Source organism: Pseudomonas sp. 29, from assembly GCF_002754355.1.
GTDB classification, from domain to species: Bacteria; Pseudomonadota; Gammaproteobacteria; order Pseudomonadales; family Pseudomonadaceae; genus Aquipseudomonas; species Aquipseudomonas neuropathica.
This window is the reverse complement of the sequence record NZ_PEEY01000001.1, coordinates 6,414,592-6,436,495: the sequence shown is the minus strand read 5'-3', so window position 1 is coordinate 6,436,495 and position 21,904 is coordinate 6,414,592. Positions and strand designations below refer to the sequence as shown.

Annotated in this window: 25 protein-coding genes; 9 read left to right on the top strand and 16 right to left on the bottom strand. The window is 58.2% G+C overall.

The genetic code is table 11. The features are described 5' to 3' along the window. Positions 1-26: 26 nt before the first annotated feature. From CLU80_RS29875 to CLU80_RS29855, 5 genes are all read right to left on the bottom strand, one after another. On the bottom strand, positions 27-1,064 hold the full coding sequence (locus CLU80_RS29875; protein ID WP_099759291.1) for a DNA topoisomerase IB: 1,038 nt from the start codon (positions 1,062-1,064) through the stop codon (positions 27-29). 72 nt (positions 1,065-1,136) lie between these two features. Beyond that, entirely contained in the window at positions 1,137-2,216 is a 1,080-nt protein-coding gene (gene modC, locus CLU80_RS29870; protein WP_099759290.1) for a molybdenum ABC transporter ATP-binding protein, read from the bottom strand. Positions 2,217-2,219: 3 nt separating this feature from the next. Next, positions 2,220-2,900 (bottom strand): molybdate ABC transporter permease subunit, encoded by a 681-nt coding sequence (gene modB / locus CLU80_RS29865; RefSeq protein WP_093431052.1) that lies wholly within the window; start codon positions 2,898-2,900, stop codon positions 2,220-2,222. Between the two features lies 1 nt (position 2,901). Further along, on the bottom strand, positions 2,902-3,678 hold the full coding sequence (gene modA / locus CLU80_RS29860) for a molybdate ABC transporter substrate-binding protein (protein ID WP_099759289.1): 777 nt from the start codon (positions 3,676-3,678) through the stop codon (positions 2,902-2,904). A gap of 170 nt (positions 3,679-3,848) precedes the next feature. Further along, positions 3,849-4,913 (bottom strand): NAD(P)H-dependent flavin oxidoreductase, encoded by a 1,065-nt coding sequence (locus CLU80_RS29855; RefSeq protein ID WP_099759288.1) that lies wholly within the window; start codon positions 4,911-4,913, stop codon positions 3,849-3,851. 354 nt (positions 4,914-5,267) lie between these two features. Between CLU80_RS29855 and acuI the strand changes: the two genes are divergently transcribed. Continuing rightward, positions 5,268-6,251 carry an acrylyl-CoA reductase (NADPH) gene (gene acuI / locus CLU80_RS29850; protein ID WP_099759287.1) on the top strand — a complete coding sequence of 328 codons (984 nt, stop codon included), beginning with the start codon at positions 5,268-5,270 and terminating at the stop codon, positions 6,249-6,251. 34 nt (positions 6,252-6,285) lie between these two features. On the opposite strand, the gene ada is transcribed toward acuI, so the two are convergent. The 5 genes from ada to CLU80_RS29825 form a co-directional block, all read right to left on the bottom strand. Then, on the bottom strand, positions 6,286-7,353 hold the full coding sequence (gene ada / locus CLU80_RS29845) for a bifunctional DNA-binding transcriptional regulator/O6-methylguanine-DNA methyltransferase Ada (RefSeq protein WP_095126348.1): 1,068 nt from the start codon (positions 7,351-7,353) through the stop codon (positions 6,286-6,288). Between the two features lie 87 nt (positions 7,354-7,440). After that, positions 7,441-8,106 (bottom strand): DNA oxidative demethylase AlkB, encoded by a 666-nt coding sequence (alkB, locus tag CLU80_RS29840; protein ID WP_099759436.1) that lies wholly within the window; start codon positions 8,104-8,106, stop codon positions 7,441-7,443. Between the two features lie 5 nt (positions 8,107-8,111). Beyond that, positions 8,112-8,822 (bottom strand): 2OG-Fe(II) oxygenase, encoded by a 711-nt coding sequence (locus CLU80_RS29835; RefSeq protein ID WP_099759286.1) that lies wholly within the window; start codon positions 8,820-8,822, stop codon positions 8,112-8,114. Positions 8,823-8,916: 94 nt separating this feature from the next. Continuing rightward, complete coding sequence (locus tag CLU80_RS30470) at positions 8,917-9,087, bottom strand: hypothetical protein (RefSeq protein WP_093431686.1); 171 nt, start codon at positions 9,085-9,087, stop codon at positions 8,917-8,919. A gap of 34 nt (positions 9,088-9,121) precedes the next feature. After that, positions 9,122-9,424, bottom strand: coding sequence for a DUF1883 domain-containing protein (locus CLU80_RS29825; protein ID WP_007912251.1), 303 nt, complete (start codon positions 9,422-9,424; stop codon positions 9,122-9,124). Positions 9,425-9,634: 210 nt separating this feature from the next. On the opposite strand from CLU80_RS29825, the gene CLU80_RS29820 reads away from it, so the two are divergent. Next, positions 9,635-9,991 carry a hypothetical protein gene (locus CLU80_RS29820; RefSeq protein ID WP_093431070.1) on the top strand — a complete coding sequence of 119 codons (357 nt, stop codon included), beginning with the start codon at positions 9,635-9,637 and terminating at the stop codon, positions 9,989-9,991. Between the two features lie 71 nt (positions 9,992-10,062). Beyond that, positions 10,063-10,293 carry a hypothetical protein gene (locus CLU80_RS29815; RefSeq protein WP_008082673.1) on the top strand — a complete coding sequence of 77 codons (231 nt, stop codon included), beginning with the start codon at positions 10,063-10,065 and terminating at the stop codon, positions 10,291-10,293. A 3-nt stretch (positions 10,294-10,296) separates the two neighbouring features. On the opposite strand, the gene CLU80_RS29810 is transcribed toward CLU80_RS29815, so the two are convergent. Together CLU80_RS29810 and CLU80_RS29805 are read right to left on the bottom strand one after the other, a co-directional pair. After that, a complete protein-coding gene (locus CLU80_RS29810) occupies positions 10,297-10,584 on the bottom strand; it encodes a hypothetical protein (protein WP_093431076.1) in 288 nt (95 codons plus the stop codon). A gap of 135 nt (positions 10,585-10,719) precedes the next feature. Continuing rightward, on the bottom strand, positions 10,720-10,905 hold the full coding sequence (locus CLU80_RS29805; RefSeq protein ID WP_090283267.1) for a hypothetical protein: 186 nt from the start codon (positions 10,903-10,905) through the stop codon (positions 10,720-10,722). Between the two features lie 258 nt (positions 10,906-11,163). Here CLU80_RS29805 and galU point away from each other — a divergent pair, with 258 nt between their 5' ends. Further along, a complete protein-coding gene (galU, locus tag CLU80_RS29800; RefSeq protein ID WP_093431079.1) occupies positions 11,164-12,003 on the top strand; it encodes a UTP--glucose-1-phosphate uridylyltransferase GalU in 840 nt (279 codons plus the stop codon). Between the two features lie 128 nt (positions 12,004-12,131). Further along, on the top strand, positions 12,132-13,490 hold the full coding sequence (gene gorA, locus CLU80_RS29795) for a glutathione-disulfide reductase (RefSeq protein WP_099759285.1): 1,359 nt from the start codon (positions 12,132-12,134) through the stop codon (positions 13,488-13,490). On the opposite strand, the gene CLU80_RS29790 is transcribed toward gorA, so the two are convergent. Then, positions 13,487-14,503: a DNA-binding protein gene (locus tag CLU80_RS29790; protein ID WP_099759284.1), complete on the bottom strand. Its 1,017-nt coding sequence runs from the start codon at positions 14,501-14,503 to the stop codon at positions 13,487-13,489. The genes gorA and CLU80_RS29790 overlap by 4 nt on opposite strands. Positions 14,504-14,680: 177 nt before the next feature. On the opposite strand from CLU80_RS29790, the gene CLU80_RS29785 reads away from it, so the two are divergent. From CLU80_RS29785 to ahpF, 3 genes are all read left to right on the top strand, one after another. Further along, the gene (locus CLU80_RS29785; protein WP_093431088.1) at positions 14,681-15,619 is read left to right on the top strand and encodes a site-specific integrase; all 939 of its coding nucleotides are present in this window, start codon (positions 14,681-14,683) and stop codon (positions 15,617-15,619) included. 136 nt (positions 15,620-15,755) lie between these two features. After that, positions 15,756-16,319, top strand: coding sequence for an alkyl hydroperoxide reductase subunit C (gene ahpC, locus CLU80_RS29780; RefSeq protein WP_034154256.1), 564 nt, complete (start codon positions 15,756-15,758; stop codon positions 16,317-16,319). A 124-nt stretch (positions 16,320-16,443) separates the two neighbouring features. Beyond that, positions 16,444-18,006: an alkyl hydroperoxide reductase subunit F gene (ahpF, locus tag CLU80_RS29775; RefSeq protein ID WP_038368199.1), complete on the top strand. Its 1,563-nt coding sequence runs from the start codon at positions 16,444-16,446 to the stop codon at positions 18,004-18,006. A 252-nt stretch (positions 18,007-18,258) separates the two neighbouring features. Here the strand turns inward: ahpF and gloA are convergent, their stop codons facing one another. Further along, positions 18,259-18,780, bottom strand: a complete 522-nt coding sequence (gloA, locus tag CLU80_RS29770; protein WP_093431095.1) for a lactoylglutathione lyase — start codon at positions 18,778-18,780, stop codon at positions 18,259-18,261. Positions 18,781-18,919: 139 nt separating this feature from the next. Between gloA and CLU80_RS29765 the strand changes: the two genes are divergently transcribed. Beyond that, positions 18,920-19,438, top strand: a complete 519-nt coding sequence (locus CLU80_RS29765; protein ID WP_093431098.1) for a DUF4946 domain-containing protein — start codon at positions 18,920-18,922, stop codon at positions 19,436-19,438. A gap of 219 nt (positions 19,439-19,657) precedes the next feature. Here CLU80_RS29765 and CLU80_RS29760 read toward each other — a convergent pair whose 3' ends face one another. Together CLU80_RS29760 and CLU80_RS29755 are read right to left on the bottom strand one after the other, a co-directional pair. Continuing rightward, positions 19,658-20,023: a histone-like nucleoid-structuring protein, MvaT/MvaU family gene (locus tag CLU80_RS29760; protein ID WP_093431101.1), complete on the bottom strand. Its 366-nt coding sequence runs from the start codon at positions 20,021-20,023 to the stop codon at positions 19,658-19,660. Between the two features lie 235 nt (positions 20,024-20,258). Continuing rightward, positions 20,259-21,794: an EAL domain-containing protein gene (locus CLU80_RS29755; protein WP_099759283.1), complete on the bottom strand. Its 1,536-nt coding sequence runs from the start codon at positions 21,792-21,794 to the stop codon at positions 20,259-20,261. Positions 21,795-21,904: the final 110 nt, after the last annotated feature.

The following is a 21,904-nucleotide window of genomic DNA, read 5'->3' as shown; positions in this document are numbered from 1 at the left end:
TAGCCTAGTTGACGATGTGCGGCGGATCAAGGTGCGTCGGTCATCTCGCTCATTCGCTCGAGAAACATCGCCAGCGCCACTTCCTCCGCACGCAGGCCTTTGCGCACGCGCGGGCGAGGCAGTTCAGCGAGGGCGCCGAGCATGAATTTCTCCACCACGGCGGGGTGAATGTAGCATTTTCGGCACACCGCCGGGGTGTTGCCCAACTGCTTGGCGACGCCTTTGACCATCTCCACCACATGCCGCTTGGCCTCGGTCTCGGACTCCCATTGCAACTCGCGCAACACCGCCAGCGCCAAGGCACTGCCGGCCCAGGTGCGGTAATCCTTGGCGGTGAAATCGGCGCCGGTCAGGGTTTGCAGGTAGGCGTTGACGTCGGAAGAACTGACGGTGTGTCGCTCACCGTTTTCATCCAGATACTGAAACAGGTTTTGGCCGGGAATCTCCAGGCAACGCTTGATGATGCGCGCCAGACGCCGATCCTTGACGGTGATCTGGTGTTCGATGCCGCTTTTGCCGCGAAACTGGAACAGGATCGCGCTGCCGTTGACTTCGACATGTCGGCTGCGCAGGGTGGTCAGGCCGTAGGAACGGTTGTCGCGGGCGTATTGCGTATTGCCGACCCGGATCAATGTGGCGTCGAGCAGGGTGATCACCGTCGCCATGACCTTGTCACGACTGAAGCCGGGCGCGGCCAATAGCGCCTCCAGTTGCTTGCGCAGTTTCGGCAACGCGAGACCGAACTCACGCAGGCGCGAATACTTGTCGGCATCGCGCACTTCGCGCCAGCGCGTGTGATAGCGATATTGCTTGCGGCCACGGGCATCACGGCCGGTGGCTTGCAGATGACCGCGCGGATCCGGACAGATCCACACATCGGTATAGGCGGGTGGTACGGCAAGGGCATTGATGCGTTTGATTTCATCCGGATCACTGATGCGCTGGCCGGACGGCTCGAAATAGCTGAACTTGCCACGCAGCTTCTTGCGGGTGATACCGGGCTGGGTGTCGTCGACGTAATGCAGGTCGGATGGCAGGTCGGCAGTCAGCACGGTGTCGGGCATGGCAGTTTCCTTTGATGGCGCGGCGGTCTGTAAAACGATTGACCGCACGCCGTTGCCGTGGTGCCGAATGATTTAAGCGAGGACTGCGACCGCTTTGATCTGCGCCCATAAATGCTGGCCCGGATGCACGCCCAACTGGTCCCGGGAATAGCGTGTAATACGCGCGAGCAGCGGAGTGCCGCCAGCATCAAGGCGAATCAACACGTGGGCGGCGTTGTCCGCCGATTGTTCGCTGACCACCGTCACCGGCAGTCGATTGAGGATGCTGCTGAATTCGCTGTTCTGCAGGCTCAGGCTGATATCCCGCGCGTGTACTTTGCAGCGCAGGGGCTGACCCGGTTCCATCGGCGCGTGCGTCACACGGATGCTCATCTCGGTGGCCGGCAATTGCAGGCTCAGCAGTTGATATTGCGCATCGTAGGCGCAGACCTGACCTTCAATGATCACCCCGGCGTCATCACCCATCGCCATCGGCAGGTCAAGACGTGCGAGGGTTTCGCCAATCGGGCCGCTGGCCAGCGCTTTGCCTTCGCTGAGCAAGACCAGATGATCGGCCAGTCGCGCCACTTCATCCTGGGCATGACTGACGTACAACAGCGCAATGTCCAGTTCGTCGTGCAGACGTTGCAGGTACGGCAGGATTTCACTTTTGCGCTGGCTATCGAGAGCGGCCAGCGGCTCGTCCATCAGCAGCAGTTTCGGGCTGGTCAGCAGGGCGCGGGCGATGCCGACACGCTGGCGTTCGCCTCCCGACAAATGCTGCGGATGACGCTCGAGCAAATGCTCGATGCCCAAGAGTTCGGTGGCCTGCGCCATGTCGACCCGACGCTGGGACTTGGCGATGCGCTTGAGACCGAACTGCAAATTGGCCAGCACCGACAGATGCGGAAACAGGCTGGCTTCCTGAAATACATAGCCGAGCGCGCGTTTGTGTGGCGGGACGAAAATGCCGTTATCGCTGTCCTGCCAGACTTCATCGTTGATCTGGATGAAGCCATGTTCAGCGCGCTCAAGCCCGGCAATGCAACGCAGACAGGTGGTTTTACCCGAGCCGGAATGCCCATAAAGCGCAGTCACGCCACGGCCCGGCAAGTGCAGGTCGACATCGAGGCTGAAGCCCGTATAGACCCGTTTCAAACGCACATCGATCATCGATCAGCTCCAGCCTGCGCGGGTCTTGCGGCTGGAGTACAGCGCCAGCAACACCAGAAACGAAAACACCAGCATCGCCCCGGCCAGCCAGTGAGCCTGCGCGTATTCCATCGCTTCGACGTGGTCATAAATTTGTACGGAAACCACGCGGGTCTTGTCGGGAATGTTGCCGCCGATCATCAGCACCACGCCGAACTCACCGACGGTATGCGCGAAACCGAGTATCGCTGCGGTGATAAAACCGGGGCGCGCCAACGGCACAATCACGCTGAAAAACGTGTCCCACGGATTGGCACGCAAGGTCGCGGCCACTTCCAGGGGACGGGTGCCGATCGCCGAGAACGCGTTCTGCAGCGGTTGCACCACGAACGGCATGGAATAGATCACCGAACCGATCACCAGCCCGGTGAAGCTGAACGTCAAAGTGCCCAGGCCCAGCCATTGGGTGAACTGGCCGAGAAAGCCGTGCGGGCCCATCATCAGCAACAGATAGAAACCGATCACGGTCGGAGGCAGTACGAGGGGCAGGGCGACGATCGCCCCGATCGGGCCGCGCAGCCATGAATCGGTGCGCGACAGCCACAGGGCGATCGGCGTGCCGACCACCAGCAGGATCGCGGTGGTCAGGGACGCCAGTTTCAGGGTCAGCCAGATCGCCGCGAAATCGGCGCTCGTCAGTGACATTTTAGAGCTGGTAACCGTAGGACTTGATCACCGCAGCGGCTTTCGGGCCTTTGAGGTATTCAACCAAGGCTTTGGCGGCGGCGTTGTCTTTGCCTTTGTTCAGAATGACCGCATCCTGTTTGATCGGGTCGTGCATGCTCGCAGGGACGATCCATGCCGAACCGCTGCTGACTTTGCCGTCCTTGTAGATCTGCGACAGGGCGACAAAGCCCAACTCAGCGTTGCCGGTCGAGACAAACTGATAAGCCTGAGTGATGTTCTGGCCTTCAACGATCTTGGCTTTGGTGGCGTCGGTCAATTTCAGTTTTTCCAGCACTTGCGTGGCGGCCAGGCCGTATGGCGCAGCTTTCGGATTGGCGATGGACAGGTGCTGGTATTCGTTCTTTTTCAGCACTTCGCCTTTCGCATCGACATAACCTTCTTTCGCCGACCACAACGCCAGCGTGCCGATCGCGTAGGTGAAACGCGAACCTTTGACGGTTTCGCCTTCTTTTTCGAGTTTTTCCGGGGTGGTGTCGTCAGCGGAGAGGAACACTTCGAACGGCGCGCCGTTCTTGATCTGAGTGTAGAACTGGCCAGTGGCGCCATAGGCTGCGACCAGTTTGTGCCCGGTGTCTTTTTCGAAATCGGCGGCGATGGCCTGGATCGGCGCGGTGAAGTTGGCTGCCACGGCCACCTGCACTTCATCAGCCTGAACTGTGCCGACGGCGAAGACGGCGAAGACGGCGAGCAAAGAGGCCAGGCAACCAGGGGCAAGACGTGAGGCACGAATGGTCATGTAACAGCTCCGTTATTGACGAGTGCAGCGGGCAGCTATTGTTTGAAGTGGGCTGCGCCGATGCGAGGGGTGAATTCGCTATATAGCGAAATATATAGCGAAATGCCGCCAAACAGGAAGTGTTGGTTAAAACCAGCGTGAGGATGTTTGAATCTTCACGCTGTGCAGCTTCAGCGGCGAGCGAGTTTTGCCAGTGCGCCTTCGGCCAATTGTCGAGTCAGTTCAGCGCTACCGAGGTCTTTGCCCAAGGTGAATGCCTGACCGGCCCAGAGGTTGGCAAACTCTGCTTCGTTGATCGCTCGCAGCGGCATCAGCGCACCCCCGGCCAAGGGAAATGCAGGTGCCTGGGGCGAAATCGGGCCCAGTTCACGCATGATGCGATTGAGAATGCCCCGTGCCGGCCGCCCGGTAAAAATATTGGTGATTGCCGTTTCGCTTTCCTTGGCGGTGCGCAGCGCCTTGTGGTGAGCGGCGCTGACTTTTGCTTCCGGCGTGAACAGATAGGCGGTGCCGACCTGTACTGCTGAGGCCCCCAACATAAATGCCGCCGCCATGCCGCGCGCATCAGCAATTGCCCCGGCGGCAATCACCGGTACGCTCACCGCATCGACCACCTGAGGCACCAGGGCAAACGTGCCGACCTGACTGCTCAGATCATCACTGAGAAACATGCCGCGATGCCCGCCGGCCTCGTAGCCCATGGCGATAATCGCGTCGCAGCCGTTCTGTTCCAGCCAGATCGCTTCATCGACCGTCGTGGCCGATGAGAGAATTTTCGCCCCGGTCGCCTTGACCCGCTCGAGCAAGGATTTCTCTGGCAGACCGAAATGGAAGCTCACCACTTCAGGTCGAAACTCTTCCAGCGCTTCACAGGCTGCGGCATCGAACGGCGCGCGGTTGGACACCGGCGTCGGTGCAGCGAAATCGGCGCCCAGTTCACGGTAATACGGTTCCAGTAAATGCTTCCAGTCACGTGCACGTTGCTCATCGGCTGCCGGTGGCTGATGGCAGAAGAAGTTCACGTTGAAGGGCTTGTCGGTGTGCTGGCGGATGGTTTTCAGCTCTTCGCGCAATTGCTCGATGCTCAACATCGCGGCCGGCATCGAACCCAGGCCGCCGGCGTTGCACACGGCGATGACCATGGACGAATTCGTCGCACCGGCCATCGGGCCCTGGATGATCGGCAATTCAATGCCGAGCAGATCAAGAAGACGGGTGTCTGGCCATTGGCTCATGAGGGCGGTTCTCCAAACGGTGTAGCGGGCAGGGGGCAAAACCGGTTTTTAGCAGCAAAACCGGATTCGGGGCCAGTTGGAAATTCAGAACAACCCGTGCAGTTTTTCAGCGTCGATGACATCCGCCGTTCTTTGGCCTCCAGAAGCGTGATGAAAATTGCTGGTACGCCGGTGGTCGCGGCAATGGCGAACTCTTTAAGAATTTCGGCGAAACCACGACCGTCGAAAAAGCATAGATGCGGGCCATGGAAATGCCCGGCGAATTCGCCGATTGGCGCAAAGTCGAATGTGGCAAGGTGTTGCGATGTGCTATTTCAAGGCACGACATTCTGAAAACAGTCCAGCGAGGCAGTCATGTTTAACGCCATTGTGATCGACAAAGACGACAGCGGTTATCGCGCCAACCTGCAACAGGTCAACGAGGAGCAATTGCCTGAAGGCGATGTCACCGTGGCTGTTGCGTACAGCACGCTGAACTTCAAGGATGGCTTGGCGATTACCGGCAGCAGTCCGGTGGTGCGCAAGTTTCCGATGGTGCCGGGGATCGATCTTGCGGGCACCGTGGAAGCCAGTTCACACCCCGACTATAAGGTGGGTGATCAGGTGCTGCTCAATGGCTGGGGTGTTGGCGAGAATCACTGGGGCGGTCTGGCGCAGAAGGCGCGACTCAATGGCGATTGGCTGATTCCATTGCCCAAGGCCTTTACGGCGGCGCAAGCGATGGCTGTCGGTACGGCCGGTTATACGGCGATGCTGTGCATTCTGGCGCTCGAGCGTAATGGCGTGACGCCAGAGCAGGGTGAGGTGCTGGTCACGGGGGCCAACGGCGGTGTCGGCAGTTTTGCCATCGCCCTGCTGAGCAAACTCGGCTACCGCGTCGTCGCGTCCACCGGACGGGTCTCCGAGCATGAATATCTGCAGCAGTTGGGCGCCGGCGAAATCATTGACCGTGCGACGTTGTCAGCGCCCGGCAAGCCACTGGCCAAAGAGCGTTGGGCGGCGGTGATCGATTCGGTTGGCAGTCACACCCTGGCCAATGCCTGCGCGAGCACCCGCGCCGAAGGCACCGTCGCCGCCTGTGGTCTGGCCCAAGGCATGGACTTCCCGGCGTCAGTGGCGCCGTTTATTTTGCGCGGTGTGACCCTCGCCGGTATCAACAGCGTGACCCAGCCCAAGGCCCGCCGGCTGCAAGCGTGGGAGCGTCTGGCGAAGGATCTGGATTTCTCGCTGCTGGCATTGATCAGCCACGAAATCGGCCTGAGTGAAGCCATCGAGGCGGCGCCAAAACTGCTCGCCGGGCAACTTCGCGGACGGGTTGTGGTGGACGTCAATCGCTGACAGGTTTTCAGGCTGCGTAGCATCCATTGACCGTTCACGCCGGCGTCTCGCGCTCAAGCAACTGACGCTTGCGCTCGACCCCCCAGCGATAACCGGAAAGGTTGCCATCGCTGCGCACCACGCGGTGGCAAGGGATCGCCACCGCCAGGCGGTTGGCCCCGCACGCCTGAGCCACTGCGCGCATGGACGTCGGCGCGCCGATGCGTTGGGCAATCTCGGCATAGCTGGCGGTGCTGCCGAGCGGAATCTCCCGCAAGGCTTGCCAGACGCGTTCCTGAAACGCCGTCCCCCGCACGTCCAGTGGCAGATCCAGGCCAATGGCCGGTGCTTCGATAAAACCCACGACTTTGGCGATCAACTGTTCAAACCCGCTGTCTGCGCCAATCAGGTTGGCTTTGCGAAACTGATCCTGCAGGTCGCACACCAGTTGATGCGGGTCGTCACCCAGCAAAATCGCGCACACTCCACGCTCGCTTTGCGCCACCAGAATCGCGCCCAGCGAGCATTGGCCTACGGCAAAATGGATGTCGTTGTTTTGACCGGCAGCGCGGTAGTCGCCAGGTTTCATCCCCAACAGTTGGTTGGCAGATTCGTAGAAACGGCTGTTGGAGTTGAAGCCTGCGTCGTATAGAGCGTCCGTCACCGAATTGCCGTCCGCGAGACGTTCACGCACTCTGCGCGAGCGATGGGCGGCGGCGTAGGCTCTTGGCGTCAGGCCAGTGGCGGCTTTGAACACGCGATGAAAGTGAAACGGGCTCAAACCGGCCGTCTCTGCGAGCTCGTTCAGGGCGGGCGGATTTTCGGCCATCTCGATTTGCCGGCATGCCGTGGCGACGGTCGCGGCATGCTGCGCGGCGACATCACTTTGATCCTTGCTCGCACGTTTGCTCGGCCGATAACCCGCGGCTTCGGCCTGTTGGGCGGTGTCGAAAAACTCGACATTCTGCGGTTTCGGCAAGCGTGCCAGGCTGCTCGGGCGGCAGTAGATGCCCGTGGTTTTTACCGCATAGACAAACTGCCCGTCCGCCTGTGGATCCCGTGCAAGCACGGCGGCCCAGCGTGGATCATGTTCGGTATCAAGCGGGGTCGAAAGCGTTTTCATGATGAGTAATCCGTTGACCTGTTTGATTCAGGTTATCCAGCCTCGCCAGGCAAAACACTCCGGGCCTTGCGGTCAAATTTTTCGGGTTTAGCGAGCCAGCCGAAACGTCAGATTGATCCGCTGTTGACCCAAGCGCGGATGCTGACCGTGCTTGATTGGCAATACACCGTGGTAGCGCAATCGGTCGACGCCGCCCCAGACCACCATGTCACCGTGCAGCAGCGGAATACGCCGGGTCTTGTCGCTGCGCGCAAAACCGCCGAACAGAAATATGGCAGGCAATCCGAGTGACAGGGAAACGATCGGCGCGGCGTAGTCCTTTTCATCTTTATCCTGATGCAATGACATTTTTGCGCCGGGGACATAGCGATTGATCAGGCAGGAATCTGCATTGAAGCCAGAGAAGCCAGCTCGCTCGGCTGCCGAATGCGCCAGAGCAGCGAAGGATTTCGGCATCTGCGGCCAAGGCAGCCCGTTGAGCGGGTCGACACTCGAATAACGATAGCCGCTGCGATCAGTGATCCAGCCCCACTCACCGCAACTGCTGGTGCCGACTGACATGCTGAAACCGCCCGGTGTGACCATGTGGCGCAAGGGGGCCGCTGCGAGAACGGCGTCCAGTGCCGGCAGCAATTGATCGACAATCGGCAGGGCGAAGCCGCGCAATAGCCAGGATTGCTCGCCAATCTGTTCGGCTCGGGCTTGTTGTTCAGGTTCGTGGTCAGCGAACAGGTCGAGAGTTGTTGAGGACATGGCCATCAGGTTGCGTCGTGAAAGATGATGCCTAGGGTATGCCTTTTTCCACTGTGCAGGCGACTGACGCCGTGGCGCATGGTCACCCGGTAGTCGCCGCGCACGCCTCTGACCGGGCGCTGATTCACGGCAAAGATCAGCGCATCACCTTTCGTCAGATCGAGTACGTGCGGGCGAGATTGCATGCGCGGGCGCTGCTCGGTGAGAACGAACTCTCCGCCGCTGAAGTCTTGCCCGGGTTCTGACAGAAGAATCGCCACTTGCAGCGGAAAAACCGATTCGCCGTACAGGTCCTGATGCAGGCAGTTGTAGTCCTGCGGGCCGTACTGCAACAGAAGAGGGGTAGGGCGTCGTTGACCGGCGGCATGGCAACGCTGAAGAAACTCGGCGTGGTTCGGAGGGAAACGTTCGGGCAGGTGCATGCGTTCGTACCAGCGATTGGCCAAGGGGACCAAGCGCGGATACAACGCGCAGCGAAGGCGTTCTACCGGTGTCGGCAGGGGATATCGAAAGTATTTGTACTCGCCGCGACCGAAACCGTGGCGGGCCATGATGACCTGCGATCGAAACGGTTCGGTCTGTGGATACAGCGCACTCAGGTGATCGCAGGTGTTGGTCAGCAGCAGCGAACGGATGATCGCGTAGCCGTCCTGATCCAGTTGCTGCGCAAGGCTTGCCCAGTCGAGCGAATCCAGACGCGAGGGTGACATCGACATGCTGACTCCTTGACGCTTGGTCGAAGAAAGTCAGTCTAGGCAAGGCCTGGCGGCAGAACACTCCGCCGCTTGCGGTCGAATTCGCTGCCGCGTCTTACAGTGCTTTGCTTACCGAGATTTCGCTGATCACGTCGTCACTCTGGCCGTGAAGGGCCTCCAGAGCGGCCTTGGCTTCTTCGGCAGTGCCGTTTTCCAGCTGCGCGAACTCGAAGCGGCGTTCACCGTTGAGTTTGTACTTGATGACGTATTTGGTTGTTTGGGCCACGGTCATGCTTTCCTTTCTGGTTGAGCGGTGTGTCTCAGCTGAGTTTGGTGCTGGAGCGACGGATGATCTTGATCGAGTGGGTCAGCGTCGGCTTGCGGGTTACGCTGATCGCACGGCGGTTGACCGTGTCTATGGTGATGTTCCAGAAACCGGTGCTCGGCGCGGTGATACGGGCCGGGAAGGTGTCGAAGGCGCCGCCGTGATAGGTGTGACGGCCGCCGTTCTTGAAGCTGCGGAAATTGGCGTCGTTCATCAGACGGATGTTGCACATTTGCGAGCATTGGATGACGACGATGTCGTCTTCGTTGAGGTGTTCGCGCTGGTGAATGAATTTCATGGGCGCCTCCAGAAGGGCTTTTTCTACAAAATCAAAACGATAGCTTGTAATTGCGCGCAGTTTATCAGCCCGCACGGGTTATTATCTGGCCGTCGGGCGTTGGTTTGACAATTTTGAACAGATATTCGCAATCGGATGCGGGTTAAATGCAGAAGGCCCCGGAGAAAAACGGCATTTGTGCTGTCGGACGGTCTTTAACGGAGGTTTTGTATGAAGTGGGGTGTGGTGTGTCTGCCGTTGATTCTGGCTGTGGGTGGTTGTGCGAGTGTTTCCGAAATCAATGAAACGCTGCCGACCATGAGCGTGATCTCCGGCAAGAAACCCCATGAATATGCCCAGTGTCTGGCCGATAAACTGGCAGACAGCCGCGGCGCGCTGCAAGTGCAGCCGCACAAGGACGGGGTTCGGGTCATCGTACCGGGGAAACTTTCTACGGGTGCAGCCGCGGTGTTTGATATCGAAGATCGCTCCGGTGGCAGCAGCATCAAGTTGCATGAGCGCATGTCGAATGTGCCGGTTCGCCCGCGTGACGTGCAAAAGGCCGCCAATGCGTGTATTTCCGGCTGATAGACTGACAGTCATCAGCACCGATGCCGTCGCAGTCATGCTGTGACGGCATTTTCATTTCTGGAGTCGCGATGAAGCGAGAGCAAGTACGGGAGCGCCACGTAGAGGGCCTGATCTCTGCCACCCATGTTATCCAGAACCCGGCGAATCCGGGTGAGTGGATCGTGTTTTTCAAGAAGAGCGCCGGGCGCAGCTACTTTCTGGTCGACGATAACGACGAAGTCGAATCCTTCAACCGTCTCGACGATCTGATCGAAGTCGTTCGTGGACTCGGGATCAAGTTCGCCGAAATTCATATGTAAGGTCTATTTGCAGACCACGACAACGCTGCGGTTCTTGTAGTTGCCGACATCAACGCCCAGGGTTTTGTCGCTTTCCTTGGGCTGGGGTGTGCCGTCGGTGCCAACGATTCGGTAGCCAGTGCCCGCGCAGGAGGCATCGGCTTTTTCATAGCAGGTCGCCCAGGAATTCGCTTCGCCGGAACAATCGATCGATAGCCCCTGTTCACCATTGTTCAGGTATGTGGGTTGGGAGGTGGCGCAACCGGCCAGTGCCAATACCGCGATCAGGGGCAGCCATTTTTTCAGATTCATGTTTGTGGTCTTCAGCGAGGGGGACTAGACGCTCTGACAGCGCCGGTGTGAAAAGGTTATAGCGTTTGGCCACTTGTTTGTAAGTGGGCACAAAAAAGCCCTGCTCAAGGGCAGGGCTTGGGGCGTCGCAGTCGATCAGTCCTGATCTTTGCCACGGCGCTTGGCCGATGCCGGAGTGTCGGTGAACACTGCCGCTACATCGGTCGCCATTTGTTCGCTGTCGAAAGGCCCGGCGATGTGTTCGCCATTGGTCGTGGTCAGCGTCCACTTGCCGTCTTTTTTGTCGATCACATACCCGTTGACGATTTTTACCGCAGCCATCTATCTGTCTCGTTCGCTGGTTCAAAGGCGCCATGATACCGGCAAATGCTCGCATTGGGGGGCGATGAGCGTATGGTGATTCAGTTTCTCGGCTGCTTTGAGCTACGCTGATCTGGCTGCGCCAGGATGTCGATGGAACTATCGGCGAGAATATTTCTCTATGTTGGCATCGGTTAGCCAGTGCGGGGCATTGTAAGGTGCACGCCGCCTGATTAGACTGCGCCGAAACTCGTACACACAGCCCTTTCAAGGACTTATATGATCAAGAAATGCTTGTTCCCAGCAGCCGGTTACGGTACTCGCTTCCTGCCAGCGACTAAAGCCATGCCTAAAGAAATGCTGCCGGTGGTAAACAAGCCACTGATCCAGTACGGCGTTGAAGAAGCTCTGGACGCTGGCCTGACGGAAATTTCCATCGTGACCGGTCGTGGCAAGCGTGCTCTGGAAGACCACTTCGACATCAGCTACGAGCTGGAAAACCAGATCAAAGGCACCGACAAAGAGAAATACCTGGTAGGTATCCGCAAACTGCTCGACTCGTGCTCGTTCTCCTACACCCGTCAAACCGAAATGAAAGGTCTGGGCCACGCGATCCTCACCGGTCGCCCGCTGATCGGTGACGAACCGTTCGCCGTGGTGCTGGCGGACGACCTGTGCGTCAACCTCGAAGGCGACGGCGTACTGACCCAGATGGTCAAGCTGTACAAGCAGTTCCGTTGCTCGATCATCGCCATCCAGGAAGTCGATCCGCAGGAAACCAGCAAGTACGGCGTTATCGCCGGCGAGATGATCCGCGACGACATCTACCGCGTTCACAGCATGGTCGAGAAGCCAAAGCCGGAAGACGCGCCGTCGAACCTGGCAATCATCGGTCGTTACATCCTGACTCCGGACATCTTCGACCTGATCGAACAAACCGAGCCAGGCAAGGGCGGCGAAATCCAGATCACCGACGCCCTGATGAAACAAGCCCAGAACGGCTGCGTCATGGCTTACAAGTTCAAAGGCAAGCGTTTCGACTGCGGTGGTGCTGAAGGCTACATCGAAGCAACCAACTTCTGCTTCGAGAACTTCTACAAGACTGGCAAGGCTTATTAAGAGCGCTTGAATTGTCTGTAAGAAAAACCCGCTTCGGCGGGTTTTTTTATTTTGCGCCCCCATATGATTGGCAGCGCTTGCCCAATGGGTGGCTGCAGGTATGCTGATCCCCTGCCGAGGAGATAGAAATGGCCTACGATTTTGACCTTTATGTGATTGGTGCCGGTTCCGGCGGTGTGCGTGCTGCGCGTTTTGCGGCCGGTTTCGGTGCGAAAGTGGCGGTGGCGGAGAGCCGTTATCTGGGCGGGACCTGCGTTAACGTCGGCTGTGTGCCGAAAAAGTTGCTGGTGTACGGCGCGCATTTCGCCGAAGACTTTGAGCAGGCGTCCGGTTTTGGCTGGAGCCTGGGTGAGGCAAATTTCGATTGGGCGACGCTGATTGCCAACAAGGATCGCGAGATCAATCGCCTCAACGGCATTTATCGCAATCTGCTGGTCAACAGCGGCGTGACCTTGCATGAGGCGCACGCGAAGATTGTCGGCCCGCATGAGGTTGAGGTGAATGGTGAGCGTTACACCGCGAAGAACATTCTCATCGCCACCGGCGGCTGGCCGCAGATTCCGGAGATTCCGGGGCGCGAGCACGCGATCGGTTCCAATGAGGCGTTCTTCCTCAAGGAGCTGCCAAAGCGTGTGCTGGTGGTTGGCGGCGGTTACATCGCGGTCGAATTTGCCGGGATCTTCCACGGCCTTGGCGCGAACACCACGCTGCTGTATCGCGGCGATCTGTTCCTGCGCGGCTTCGATGGTTCGGTGCGCAAGCATTTGCAGGAAGAGCTGACCAAGCGTGGCCTGGACCTGCAGTTCAATGCCGACATCGCGCGTATCGACAAGCAGGCCGATGGCAGCTTGAAAGCCACCCTTAAAGATGGTCGTGAGCTGGAAGCGGATTGCGTGTTCTACGCCACGGGTCGGCGTCCGATGCTCGACAATCTGGGGCTGGAAAACACCGATGTGCAGCTCACCGACAGAGGCTTCATCAAGGTTGACGAGCAATATCAGACCAGCGAGCCGTCCATTCTCGCCCTGGGTGATGTCATCGGTCGCGTGCAGCTGACGCCTGTGGCTCTGGCAGAAGGCATGGCCGTAGCGCGGCGTCTGTTCAAGCCTGAGCAATACCGCCCAGTGGATTACAAGATGATCCCGACTGCAGTGTTCAGCCTGCCGAACATCGGTACAGTTGGTTTGACCGAAGAAGAAGCGCGCGAGGCTGGCCACGACGTGGTGATTTTCGAAAGCCGGTTCCGGCCGATGAAACTGACCCTGACCGAGTGCCAGGAAAAAACCCTGATGAAACTGGTGGTCGACGGCAAGACCGACAAAGTCCTCGGCTGCCACATGGTCGGCCCTGACGCTGGTGAGATCGTCCAGGGCCTGGCGATTGCGTTGAAAGCTGGCGCAACCAAGCGCGACTTCGACGACACGATCGGGGTGCACCCGACGGCCGCCGAAGAATTCGTCACCATGCGTACGCCGGTCGGCGCTTAAGCGTCTTTCGGCTTGGCTGAGTCTGGCGCTGCCGCAACGGTAGCCGCCAGACGCTGACTTTCTTCCAGGCTTGCCTGAGCCTTGTTCAATTCCTTTTCCAGTGACTGGTTGAGCAGTGTCTGTTCCTCGACGCTCTGCTTGAGTGTCTGGCTTTCCAGGGTGGCCACGCGCAGGCGTTCCTGGAGGAGGGTGCGTTCGCTGTCGACGCGGGTCGCTTGCTCGAGCAGTTGATCCTGACGCTGATTGCTCTGCTTGAGCTGATCCTGCAGCAGACTCAGTTCGCGCTGCGTGCCACGGTTTTCCGTGAGCAGGCGTTCGTTGTCGCGGTGCAGTTGCGTGATCTCGTCCTGGCGGACCAATGCACTTTGCTGCGCCTGACGCAATTCGGCCTGAATCTGCTGCACCTGCGCTTCGTGGCGGCTCTGTTCCTGCTCGCGCTGCTCTTTGCTGGCGTTGCGGTAGTGCTCCAGCGCGTCACGGGCATGCAGGTGTTTTTCTTCCAGCGAGCGGATCTGCTCGTCCTTGTCCTGCAAGCGCAACTCAAAGTCGGCTAATGCCTGATTCAGCCCGGCATTGCGGGTCTGCTCCGTCTGCAGCATCGAGCGCGTGTTGTTCAGCGCTTCGGATTCACGCGCCAGTGCAGCGCCTTGAATGTCGTGCTCGTGTTCGAGCTTTTCCAGTGCCTGACGCGTCTGTTGCAGCTCCGACTCCAGTGCTTCGCGCTGCTCCTCGAACTGCTCGCGGGCTTGCTCGATGGGCTCTTGCGCTTGTTCTTTGAGGCGTTGGGCGAGCCTGGAGACGAGGGCGGTCAACTCGTCATCGATAGGCTCAGCCGAGGCTTCAACGGGCTGGGCGCCGTCATCCAGTTCTTTCAAATAGCGATGGATCGTGGTTTTCGAGCCGGTGTTGCCCATTTCAATGCGTACTGCATCGATGCTCGGGTGTTCGCCACGGGCGAGGATCGCTGTACGCGCGATCTGCACCAGTGCTTTGGTTATGCCGCCACGGGCCATGTGAACTCCTACGTTTACGTACTGTGGTACATGCCACTAAAGTACGCAGTGTACCATCTCGAAAATAAAGATAAACCTTTGATATTGAAGACGCGGGATATACTGGTATTACCCATTGTCAGGCGGCAAAATGCGCCTTTGCATTCCTGCATCAGTACGCCAGCGAGAAAACAGCCCATGAGCGATCTGGATCGCTATCTGCAAGCCGCCACCCGTGACAACACGCGCCGTAGCTATCGCGCGGCCATCGAGCATTTCGAAGTGAAGTGGGGCGGGTTCTTGCCGGCGACGGCCGACAGCGTCGCGCGGTATCTGGTAGCGCACGCCGAAGAGTTGTCGATAAACACGCTGAAGCTGCGTCTGTCGGCGCTGGCGCAGTGGCACAACAGCCAAGGGTTTGCCGATCCGACCAAGGCGCCGGTGGTGCGCAAGGTTTTCAAAGGGATTCGGGCTTTGCATCCAGCGCAGGAGAAACAGGCTGAGCCGTTGCAGTTGCAGGATTTGCAGCGCGTCATCGACTGGCTGGAGCATGAGGCGCAAACCGCAAAAGAGCAGCAGGATCGTCCGCTACTGCTCAAGGCTTATCGTGATCGCGCCTTGATTCTGCTGGGTTTCTGGCGCGGCTTCCGCAGCGATGAGCTGTGCCGCCTGCAAATCGAACATGTGCAAGCGCATGCCGGCAAAGGCATCACCTTGTATTTGCCGCGCAGCAAAGGCGATCGGGAAAACCTCGGGCAGACCTATCAAGCGCCGGCGCTGCTCAAGCTCTGCCCGGTGCAGGCCTACATCGACTGGATCACCGAAGCGGCGCTGGTACGCGGCCCGGTTTTCCGCAGCATCGACCGCTGGGGCAATCTGAACGAGGAGGGCCTGCACGCCAACAGCATCATTCCTTTGCTGCGCCAGGCGTTGCAGCGTGCCGGGATTGCCGCCGAAAACTACACCAGCCATTCCCTGCGTCGCGGCTTTGCCACTTGGGCACACCAAAGTGGCTGGGATCTGAAATCGTTGATGAGTTACGTCGGCTGGAAGGATATGAAGTCGGCGATGCGCTATGTTGAAGTCAGCCCATTCCAAGGGATGGCTCGGATTACGGATAACCCGGCTTCGTCGTAGATATCGTTTTCTTCTATTAATACAGTCGGCTAATAGCGAAAACAAATCAGCAGCATCAGGTTTGCCAATGAGCCATCCGTCGAGTGAGTGGGTAGGATTCACCCATCGAATTCACAACCCTGACGGAGAGTCATCAATGCCTATCATCAACAGCCAAGTTAAACCGTTCAAAGCTACCGCGTTCAAAAACGGCGACTTCGTTCAAGTCTCGGACGCTGACCTGAAAGGCAAGTGGTCGGTTGTATTCTTCTACCCAGCCGACTTCACCTTCGTTTGCCCAACCGAGCTGGAAGACCTGGCTGACAACTACGCTGCCTTCCAGAAACTGGGCGTAGAGATCTACAGCGTTTCCACCGACACCCACTTTGCCCACGCTGCCTGGCACAACACTTCGCCAGCCATTGGCAAAATCGAATACACCATGATCGGCGACCCGACCCACGCCATCTCCCGCAACTTCGACGTGCTGATCGAAGAAGCTGGTCTGGCTGACCGTGGCACCTTCGTGATCAACCCAGAAGGCCAGATCAAAATCGTTGAACTGAACGATGGCGGCGTTGGCCGTGACGCTTCCGAGCTGCTGCGCAAGATCAAGGCTGCTCAGTACGTTGCTGCTCACCCAGGCGAAGTTTGCCCAGCCAAGTGGAAAGAAGGCGAGGCCACTCTGGCACCGTCCCTGGACCTGGTCGGCAAGATCTAAGTCTGTGACACGCAACTCGGGGCGGATCTCCGCACCTACTTAAGTTAGCTGCACCGCCCCATAAAAATGCCCGGGCGAGATTCGCTCGGGCTTTTTTTCGCCTCAAATAAAGGAAATCGCCCGTATGTTGGACGCCAATCTTAAAGCCCAGTTGAAATCGTACCTGGAACGGGTCACCCAGCCGATCGAGATCGTTGCCTCCCTCGACGACGGTGCGAAATCCCGTGAAATGCTGGAACTGCTGAAAGACGTTGCCAGTCTTTCGAGCCAAATTACCCTGATCGACAGCGGTGACGATGCACGCAAGCCATCGTTCTCGATCAACCGCCCGGGCGCCGACATCAGTCTGCGTTTCGCCGGTATCCCGATGGGCCACGAGTTCACCTCGCTGGTGCTGGCCCTGCTGCAAGTCGGCGGCCACCCATCGAAAGCCAGTGTTGAAGTGATCGAGCAGATCCGCTCGCTCAAAGGCCAGTTCAGCTTCGAGACCTACTTCTCGCTGTCCTGCCAGAACTGCCCGGACGTGGTCCAGGCGCTGAACCTGATGGCTGTGCTCAACCCGAACATCCGCCACGTCGCCATCGACGGTGCGCTGTTTCAGGACGAAGTCAACGATCGCAAGATCATGGCCGTGCCGAGCATCTACCTAAACGGTGAGAACTTCGGTCAAGGCCGCATGGGCCTGGAAGAGATTCTGGCCAAACTCGACACCGGTGCCATCGAGCGTCAGGCTGAGAAAATCAGCGCCAAAGAGGCCTTTGATGTGTTGGTCGTCGGTGGTGGCCCGGCCGGTGCGTCGGCAGCGATTTACGCTGCACGTAAAGGTATCCGCACTGGCGTCGCCGCTGAGCGTTTCGGCGGCCAGGTGCTCGACACCATGGCCATCGAGAACTTCATTTCCGTACAGGAAACCGAAGGACCGAAACTGGCCACGGCGCTGGAAGAACACGTCAAGCAATACGACGTCGACATCATGAACCTGCAACGTGCCGACAAGCTGATTCCGGGCAAAAACGGCGAGCTGCACGAAGTCCGTTTCGCCAGCGGCGCGACCCTCAAAGCCAAGAGCGTGATTCTCGCGACCGGTGCGCGCTGGCGTGAAATGAACGTGCCGGGCGAGCAGGAATACCGCAACAAAGGCGTGGCGTACTGCCCGCACTGTGACGGTCCGCTGTTCAAAGGCAAGCGCGTGGCAGTGATCGGCGGCGGTAACTCCGGCGTTGAAGCGGCCATCGACCTGGCCGGCATTGTCTCGCACGTGACGCTGCTGGAGTTCGACGTACAGCTGCGCGCCGACGCCGTATTACAGCGCAAACTGCACAGCCTGCCGAACGTCACGGTGATCACCAGTGCGCAAACCACTGAAGTCACCGGCAATGGCGAGAAGGTCAACGGCCTGCGCTACAAGGATCGCAACACCGATGAGTTGCGTACCGTCGAGCTGGAAGGGATCTTCGTGCAGATCGGTTTGCTGCCGAATACTGACTGGCTCAAGGGCACTATCGAGCTGTCGCCACGGGGCGAGATTATTGTCGATAACCGGGGTGAAACGTCGATCCCGGGCATCTTCGCTGCCGGCGACGTGACCACCGTGCCGTACAAGCAGATCGTGATTGCGGTGGGCGAGGGCGCCAAGGCTTCGTTGAGTGCTTTTGATCACTTGATCCGCACGTCGGCTCCGGCATAACTGTCAGGCCAGAAATGAAAAAACCCGTGAGTGATCACGGGTTTTTTATTGCGCGTTAAAAGCAGCCCCTCACCCCAGCCCTCTCCCAGGGAGAGGGAGCCGACCGAGGTGTCTGGCGTTGTCCGTCGACCTGAACAATCCAGTCGATTATGGATTCAATGCCAATCGTTCAAGTCGGCGTAGTTCTCCAATATCCCCCAATCAGTTCCCTCTCCCTATGGGAGAGGGTTAGGGTGAGGGGCTTTTCAGCTTTTACAGCGGCGCAGGCTGAATGATCTCGACCCAGTAACCATCCGGATCCTTGATGAAAGCCAGGCTCTTCATGCGGCCATCGGTCAGGCGCTTCTGGAAGTCACAGCCCAACTCTTCAAAGCGCGCACAGGCCGCGACGATATCCGGCACCGAAATGCAGATATGACCAAAACCACGCGGGTCGGTATTGCCGTTGTGATAGACAAAATCCGCATCGTTTTCGGTGCCGTGGTTATGGGTCAATTCGAGAATGCCCGGGATCGACTTCATCCACTCAGTGCGGGCAGCCGCGTCGGCCGGGATCTGCGCTTTGTCGACCAGTGCGAGGAAGTACAGGCTGAACTCGGCTTCCGGGAAATCGCGTTTCTCCACCAGCGAGAAGCCCAGGACGCGGGTGTAGAAGTCCAGGGATTTAGTGATGTCTTTGACGCGCAACATGGTGTGGTTGAAAACGAAGTTGCGGGTTGCGCTGTCTGGGGTGGCGGTGACGCCGGGGAACGTATTGAGTTCGTGCAGGCTCATGAGCCCTCCAATAACTATGGGCGAGTGAATGGACGCAATGATACGCATGCCTGTCGGCATCGCCAAATGAAAGGGCAGGCTTGCCCTGCGTGCGGGCGAGCCTCAGACTTTACGGTTCAATCTGCGAGTGCGTCCGGCAATGATCCGACTGTTCAAATCCGTGTTTGTTTTTTTTGTGTTGTCGCTTGTGGCGGTCTGCGCGTCAGCGGACGAACCAAGCATTACCTGGCCAGCCGGTTGGCAAGTCGAGGCGCTGCCCGAGGCGGCTGCACAGGTTTCCCGTCAGCGCGCGGTCAAGAATGACGCCGATGGCAATCAGGTGATGGTCATGGAATTGACCATGACTCATGTCGAAGCAGGGCATCAGGTCAATTTGCAGGGCGTGCTGCTGGAGATGCGCAAGTCGATACAGAAGGACTTCTTCCAGGGCGGTTACCAAAGTGTCTGCAACAAAGTGCATCCGGCGACGCTGGGTACTTTGTCGGCGCTGGAAACCACTTGCACCATCACCGAAAACGGTCGGCATGTGTTGTCGCAAACCCTCGTGGCGGCAGTCGAGGCGGACAAGGCTTATGTTCTTTCCTACGCCGGGCAAGCTGAGATTTATAAGGCCAGCGCAGACGAGATAGTGGCGCTGAGAAACAGCTTGAAACTTTAAGGCGCTGTACTCTTCACGGAGGAGGTTAGATACCCGAACGGATTAAGCACAAAGTTTAATGGCGGCCTTGATCGCAACATCGCGCCGCAAAATGTTTAGCTTTCTGACTCAGCAACGTTACAGAAAACCCGCAACTTGTTCGATGAAATTCATTTCATTTGTTAGATATTGTCAACAAAAAAGCCCTGCGTCATGCAGGGCTTTTTTATTGGCGTTGGATTAACCGCGCAACCAGGAATCAACGGTGGCTGCACCGTATTGTTCCTTCCAGGCTTTCAGGCCACGGTGATTGCCGCCCTTGGTTTCGATCAGTTCACCGGTATGCGGATTCTGATAAACCTTGACCACGCGAGCGCGGCGGGTTTTAGGGGCTGCAGAAGTCTGCAAAGCGGATTTTGCCGGGTTCGGATCGAGGATGGCGACGATGTCCTTCAGGCCTTTGCCGTAGGTTTTCATCAGCCCCTGGAGCTTTTCTTCGAATTCGATTTCTTTCTTGAGCCCGGCATCGTTCTTCAGCGATTCCAGCTGTTTGAGCTGTTCCTGAAGGGCCTTTTCAGCTGCACGAAATTCAGCGAGTCTGGACAATATCTTTACTCCAATAGTGTGTTTGGCTGATACCAACCGCAAACAAAGCTAATAAGCCAAGAGCCTTGAAGCGACTCGGTGATAAATGGCTCACCTGCCAATCTTGCTCAGGTTGAAAAAATTGTAGTAGTTAATGCGCCAAGAGTAAATCCTGATGTTGTCCTCATGTAACAACAGCGGTCTTTTGTATCAATTTGGTGCGCCTGGCCGGTACGCTCGTCTTAATCCGGCTTAGTTAATGGTGAGTTAATGCGCTGATGAATTCCGTAGCCGGCATCGGTTTGCCGAACAGATACCCTTGCAGGAAGTTGACGTGATGTGCTGTCAGATAATCGGCTTGCGCCTGAGTTTCGACACCTTCGGCAACAATACCCAGATCAAGCTTGGCCGACAGGTCGATAATGGTATCGAGAATGTGTCGGGACAACGCATCGACACCGATCATGGCGACGAAACTCTGATCGATCTTGAGGAAATCCACATTGAATTTGCGCAAGTAGCCCAGGCTTGAGTGGCCGGTGCCGAAGTCGTCAATCGCGATCTTCACGCCCAGCGCGTGCAGTTGCTCGAACAGCTGGCGAGTGATGTCGGTCGGCTCGATCAATTCGCGCTCGGTCAACTCCAGCACCAGGTTGATGCTGTCGGCGGCGAACGCGGCGAGAAACGTTCGACAATCCTCCACCAGTTCCAGGTCTTTGCAATGGCTCGCGGTGATATTGATGCCGATATGAAATGGCGCGGTGAACGTTGCTGATAGCGGCCCCAGCAGCGCGGCAGTTTGTTGCATCAGGGCGCGGGTCATCGGCACGATCAACCCCGAATGCTCGGCGAATGGAATAAACAGATCCGGACGTACCAGGCCTTCTTTCGGGTGAGTCCAGCGCATCAACACTTCAGCTCCCGACCATGCCTTGCTGTCGCCATGCACCACGGGCTGGAAGTAGGGAATGAACTCGCCAGCCTCGAGCGCGCGGAGCATTTCGTGGCTCGGCGAAGTGGAGCGCTTCTGCAGGACATGCCCGATGGCCCCCGACACCACGCCAAAAAAGATCAGCAGACTGAACAGCGGCGGATATTCATCGACCATGTAGCGCCAGGTTTCGCCCTCGGGAAACCCGGCAGAAACACTGAACGCATAACGGGAGGAGGCCAGGGTGTTTTGCGCTATCGGCAGCGTGGGGAGGGTACCGGTGTGGACTTTGCCGTCGGCCGACAGCCAGTTATCGCCCACTTGCAGCACCAGCAACATGTGCCGGCCGATCAAACGCAACATATTGCTTAGATGGTAACCGTCCAGTGTCGTCAATGCGCCGCCGCGACCTTCGCTGAGCCGATAAACCAGCAGCGCGGTGTTGGGGGTGACCGGATTGCCGTTCATCAGCCACAACTTGCCCTGGTTGTAGTCGCCCGCGTTGACGGCTTCCTTGAAGTCGCCAAACAAAGAGCTGCAATAAAGGTTGTCGTCCCACACCAGATTGGTCGAGCGCACGAACGGGCGGCGGGTTACTTGCTCGCGCAAGGCGAGTTTGACGTTTTCGCAATTCTGACCGGCCAATGGCAGCAATTCGCGCGCCGCTTGCGCGGTGTTGTCGAGCATCAACTCGAACTGCTGCAGTGCCTCTTCGGCGGTCTGTTGTGAACCTTGCTCCAGCGTGCGTCCGGCCTGGATGTAAAGAATGGCGCTGCCCAGCAGCACCGGAAGCAAACCGCTGAGTAGTGTGACGAGAATGCGTGTGCTGCGTTTGCGGCGGAGTCTGACGGTCAACGGCATGGGCGCATCCTGTCGCGGTGGAATGGAACTATTGAATTCAGGCCGGATAACGGCGCGCCGCTGAAATAACTTCAGCCAGAGGGGAGGATAGATGGCAGAAGGCGCTTGCG

Bases quoted from the DNA above. Each gene is read 5' to 3' on its own strand.
- CLU80_RS29875 (WP_099759291.1), bottom strand. From the start codon at position 1,064: ATGCCCGACACCGTGCTGACTGCCGACCTGCCATCCGACCTGCATTAC.
- modC (WP_099759290.1), bottom strand. From the start codon at position 2,216: ATGATCGATGTGCGTTTGAAACGGGTCTATACGGGCTTCAGCCTCGAT.
- modB (WP_093431052.1), bottom strand. From the start codon at position 2,900: ATGTCACTGACGAGCGCCGATTTCGCGGCGATCTGGCTGACCCTGAAA.
- modA (WP_099759289.1), bottom strand. From the start codon at position 3,678: ATGACCATTCGTGCCTCACGTCTTGCCCCTGGTTGCCTGGCCTCTTTG.
- CLU80_RS29855 (WP_099759288.1), bottom strand. From the start codon at position 4,913: ATGAGCCAATGGCCAGACACCCGTCTTCTTGATCTGCTCGGCATTGAA.
- acuI (WP_099759287.1), top strand. From the start codon at position 5,268: ATGTTTAACGCCATTGTGATCGACAAAGACGACAGCGGTTATCGCGCC.
- ada (WP_095126348.1), bottom strand. From the start codon at position 7,353: ATGAAAACGCTTTCGACCCCGCTTGATACCGAACATGATCCACGCTGG.
- alkB (WP_099759436.1), bottom strand. From the start codon at position 8,106: ATGTCCTCAACAACTCTCGACCTGTTCGCTGACCACGAACCTGAACAA.
- CLU80_RS29835 (WP_099759286.1), bottom strand. From the start codon at position 8,822: ATGTCGATGTCACCCTCGCGTCTGGATTCGCTCGACTGGGCAAGCCTT.
- CLU80_RS29825 (WP_007912251.1), bottom strand. From the start codon at position 9,424: ATGAAATTCATTCACCAGCGCGAACACCTCAACGAAGACGACATCGTC.
- CLU80_RS29820 (WP_093431070.1), top strand. From the start codon at position 9,635: ATGAAGTGGGGTGTGGTGTGTCTGCCGTTGATTCTGGCTGTGGGTGGT.
- CLU80_RS29815 (WP_008082673.1), top strand. From the start codon at position 10,063: ATGAAGCGAGAGCAAGTACGGGAGCGCCACGTAGAGGGCCTGATCTCT.
- CLU80_RS29810 (WP_093431076.1), bottom strand. From the start codon at position 10,584: ATGAATCTGAAAAAATGGCTGCCCCTGATCGCGGTATTGGCACTGGCC.
- CLU80_RS29805 (WP_090283267.1), bottom strand. From the start codon at position 10,905: ATGGCTGCGGTAAAAATCGTCAACGGGTATGTGATCGACAAAAAAGAC.
- galU (WP_093431079.1), top strand. From the start codon at position 11,164: ATGATCAAGAAATGCTTGTTCCCAGCAGCCGGTTACGGTACTCGCTTC.
- gorA (WP_099759285.1), top strand. From the start codon at position 12,132: ATGGCCTACGATTTTGACCTTTATGTGATTGGTGCCGGTTCCGGCGGT.
- CLU80_RS29790 (WP_099759284.1), bottom strand. From the start codon at position 14,503: ATGGCCCGTGGCGGCATAACCAAAGCACTGGTGCAGATCGCGCGTACA.
- CLU80_RS29785 (WP_093431088.1), top strand. From the start codon at position 14,681: ATGAGCGATCTGGATCGCTATCTGCAAGCCGCCACCCGTGACAACACG.
- ahpC (WP_034154256.1), top strand. From the start codon at position 15,756: ATGCCTATCATCAACAGCCAAGTTAAACCGTTCAAAGCTACCGCGTTC.
- ahpF (WP_038368199.1), top strand. From the start codon at position 16,444: ATGTTGGACGCCAATCTTAAAGCCCAGTTGAAATCGTACCTGGAACGG.
- gloA (WP_093431095.1), bottom strand. From the start codon at position 18,780: ATGAGCCTGCACGAACTCAATACGTTCCCCGGCGTCACCGCCACCCCA.
- CLU80_RS29765 (WP_093431098.1), top strand. From the start codon at position 18,920: ATGATCCGACTGTTCAAATCCGTGTTTGTTTTTTTTGTGTTGTCGCTT.
- CLU80_RS29755 (WP_099759283.1), bottom strand. From the start codon at position 21,794: ATGCCGTTGACCGTCAGACTCCGCCGCAAACGCAGCACACGCATTCTC.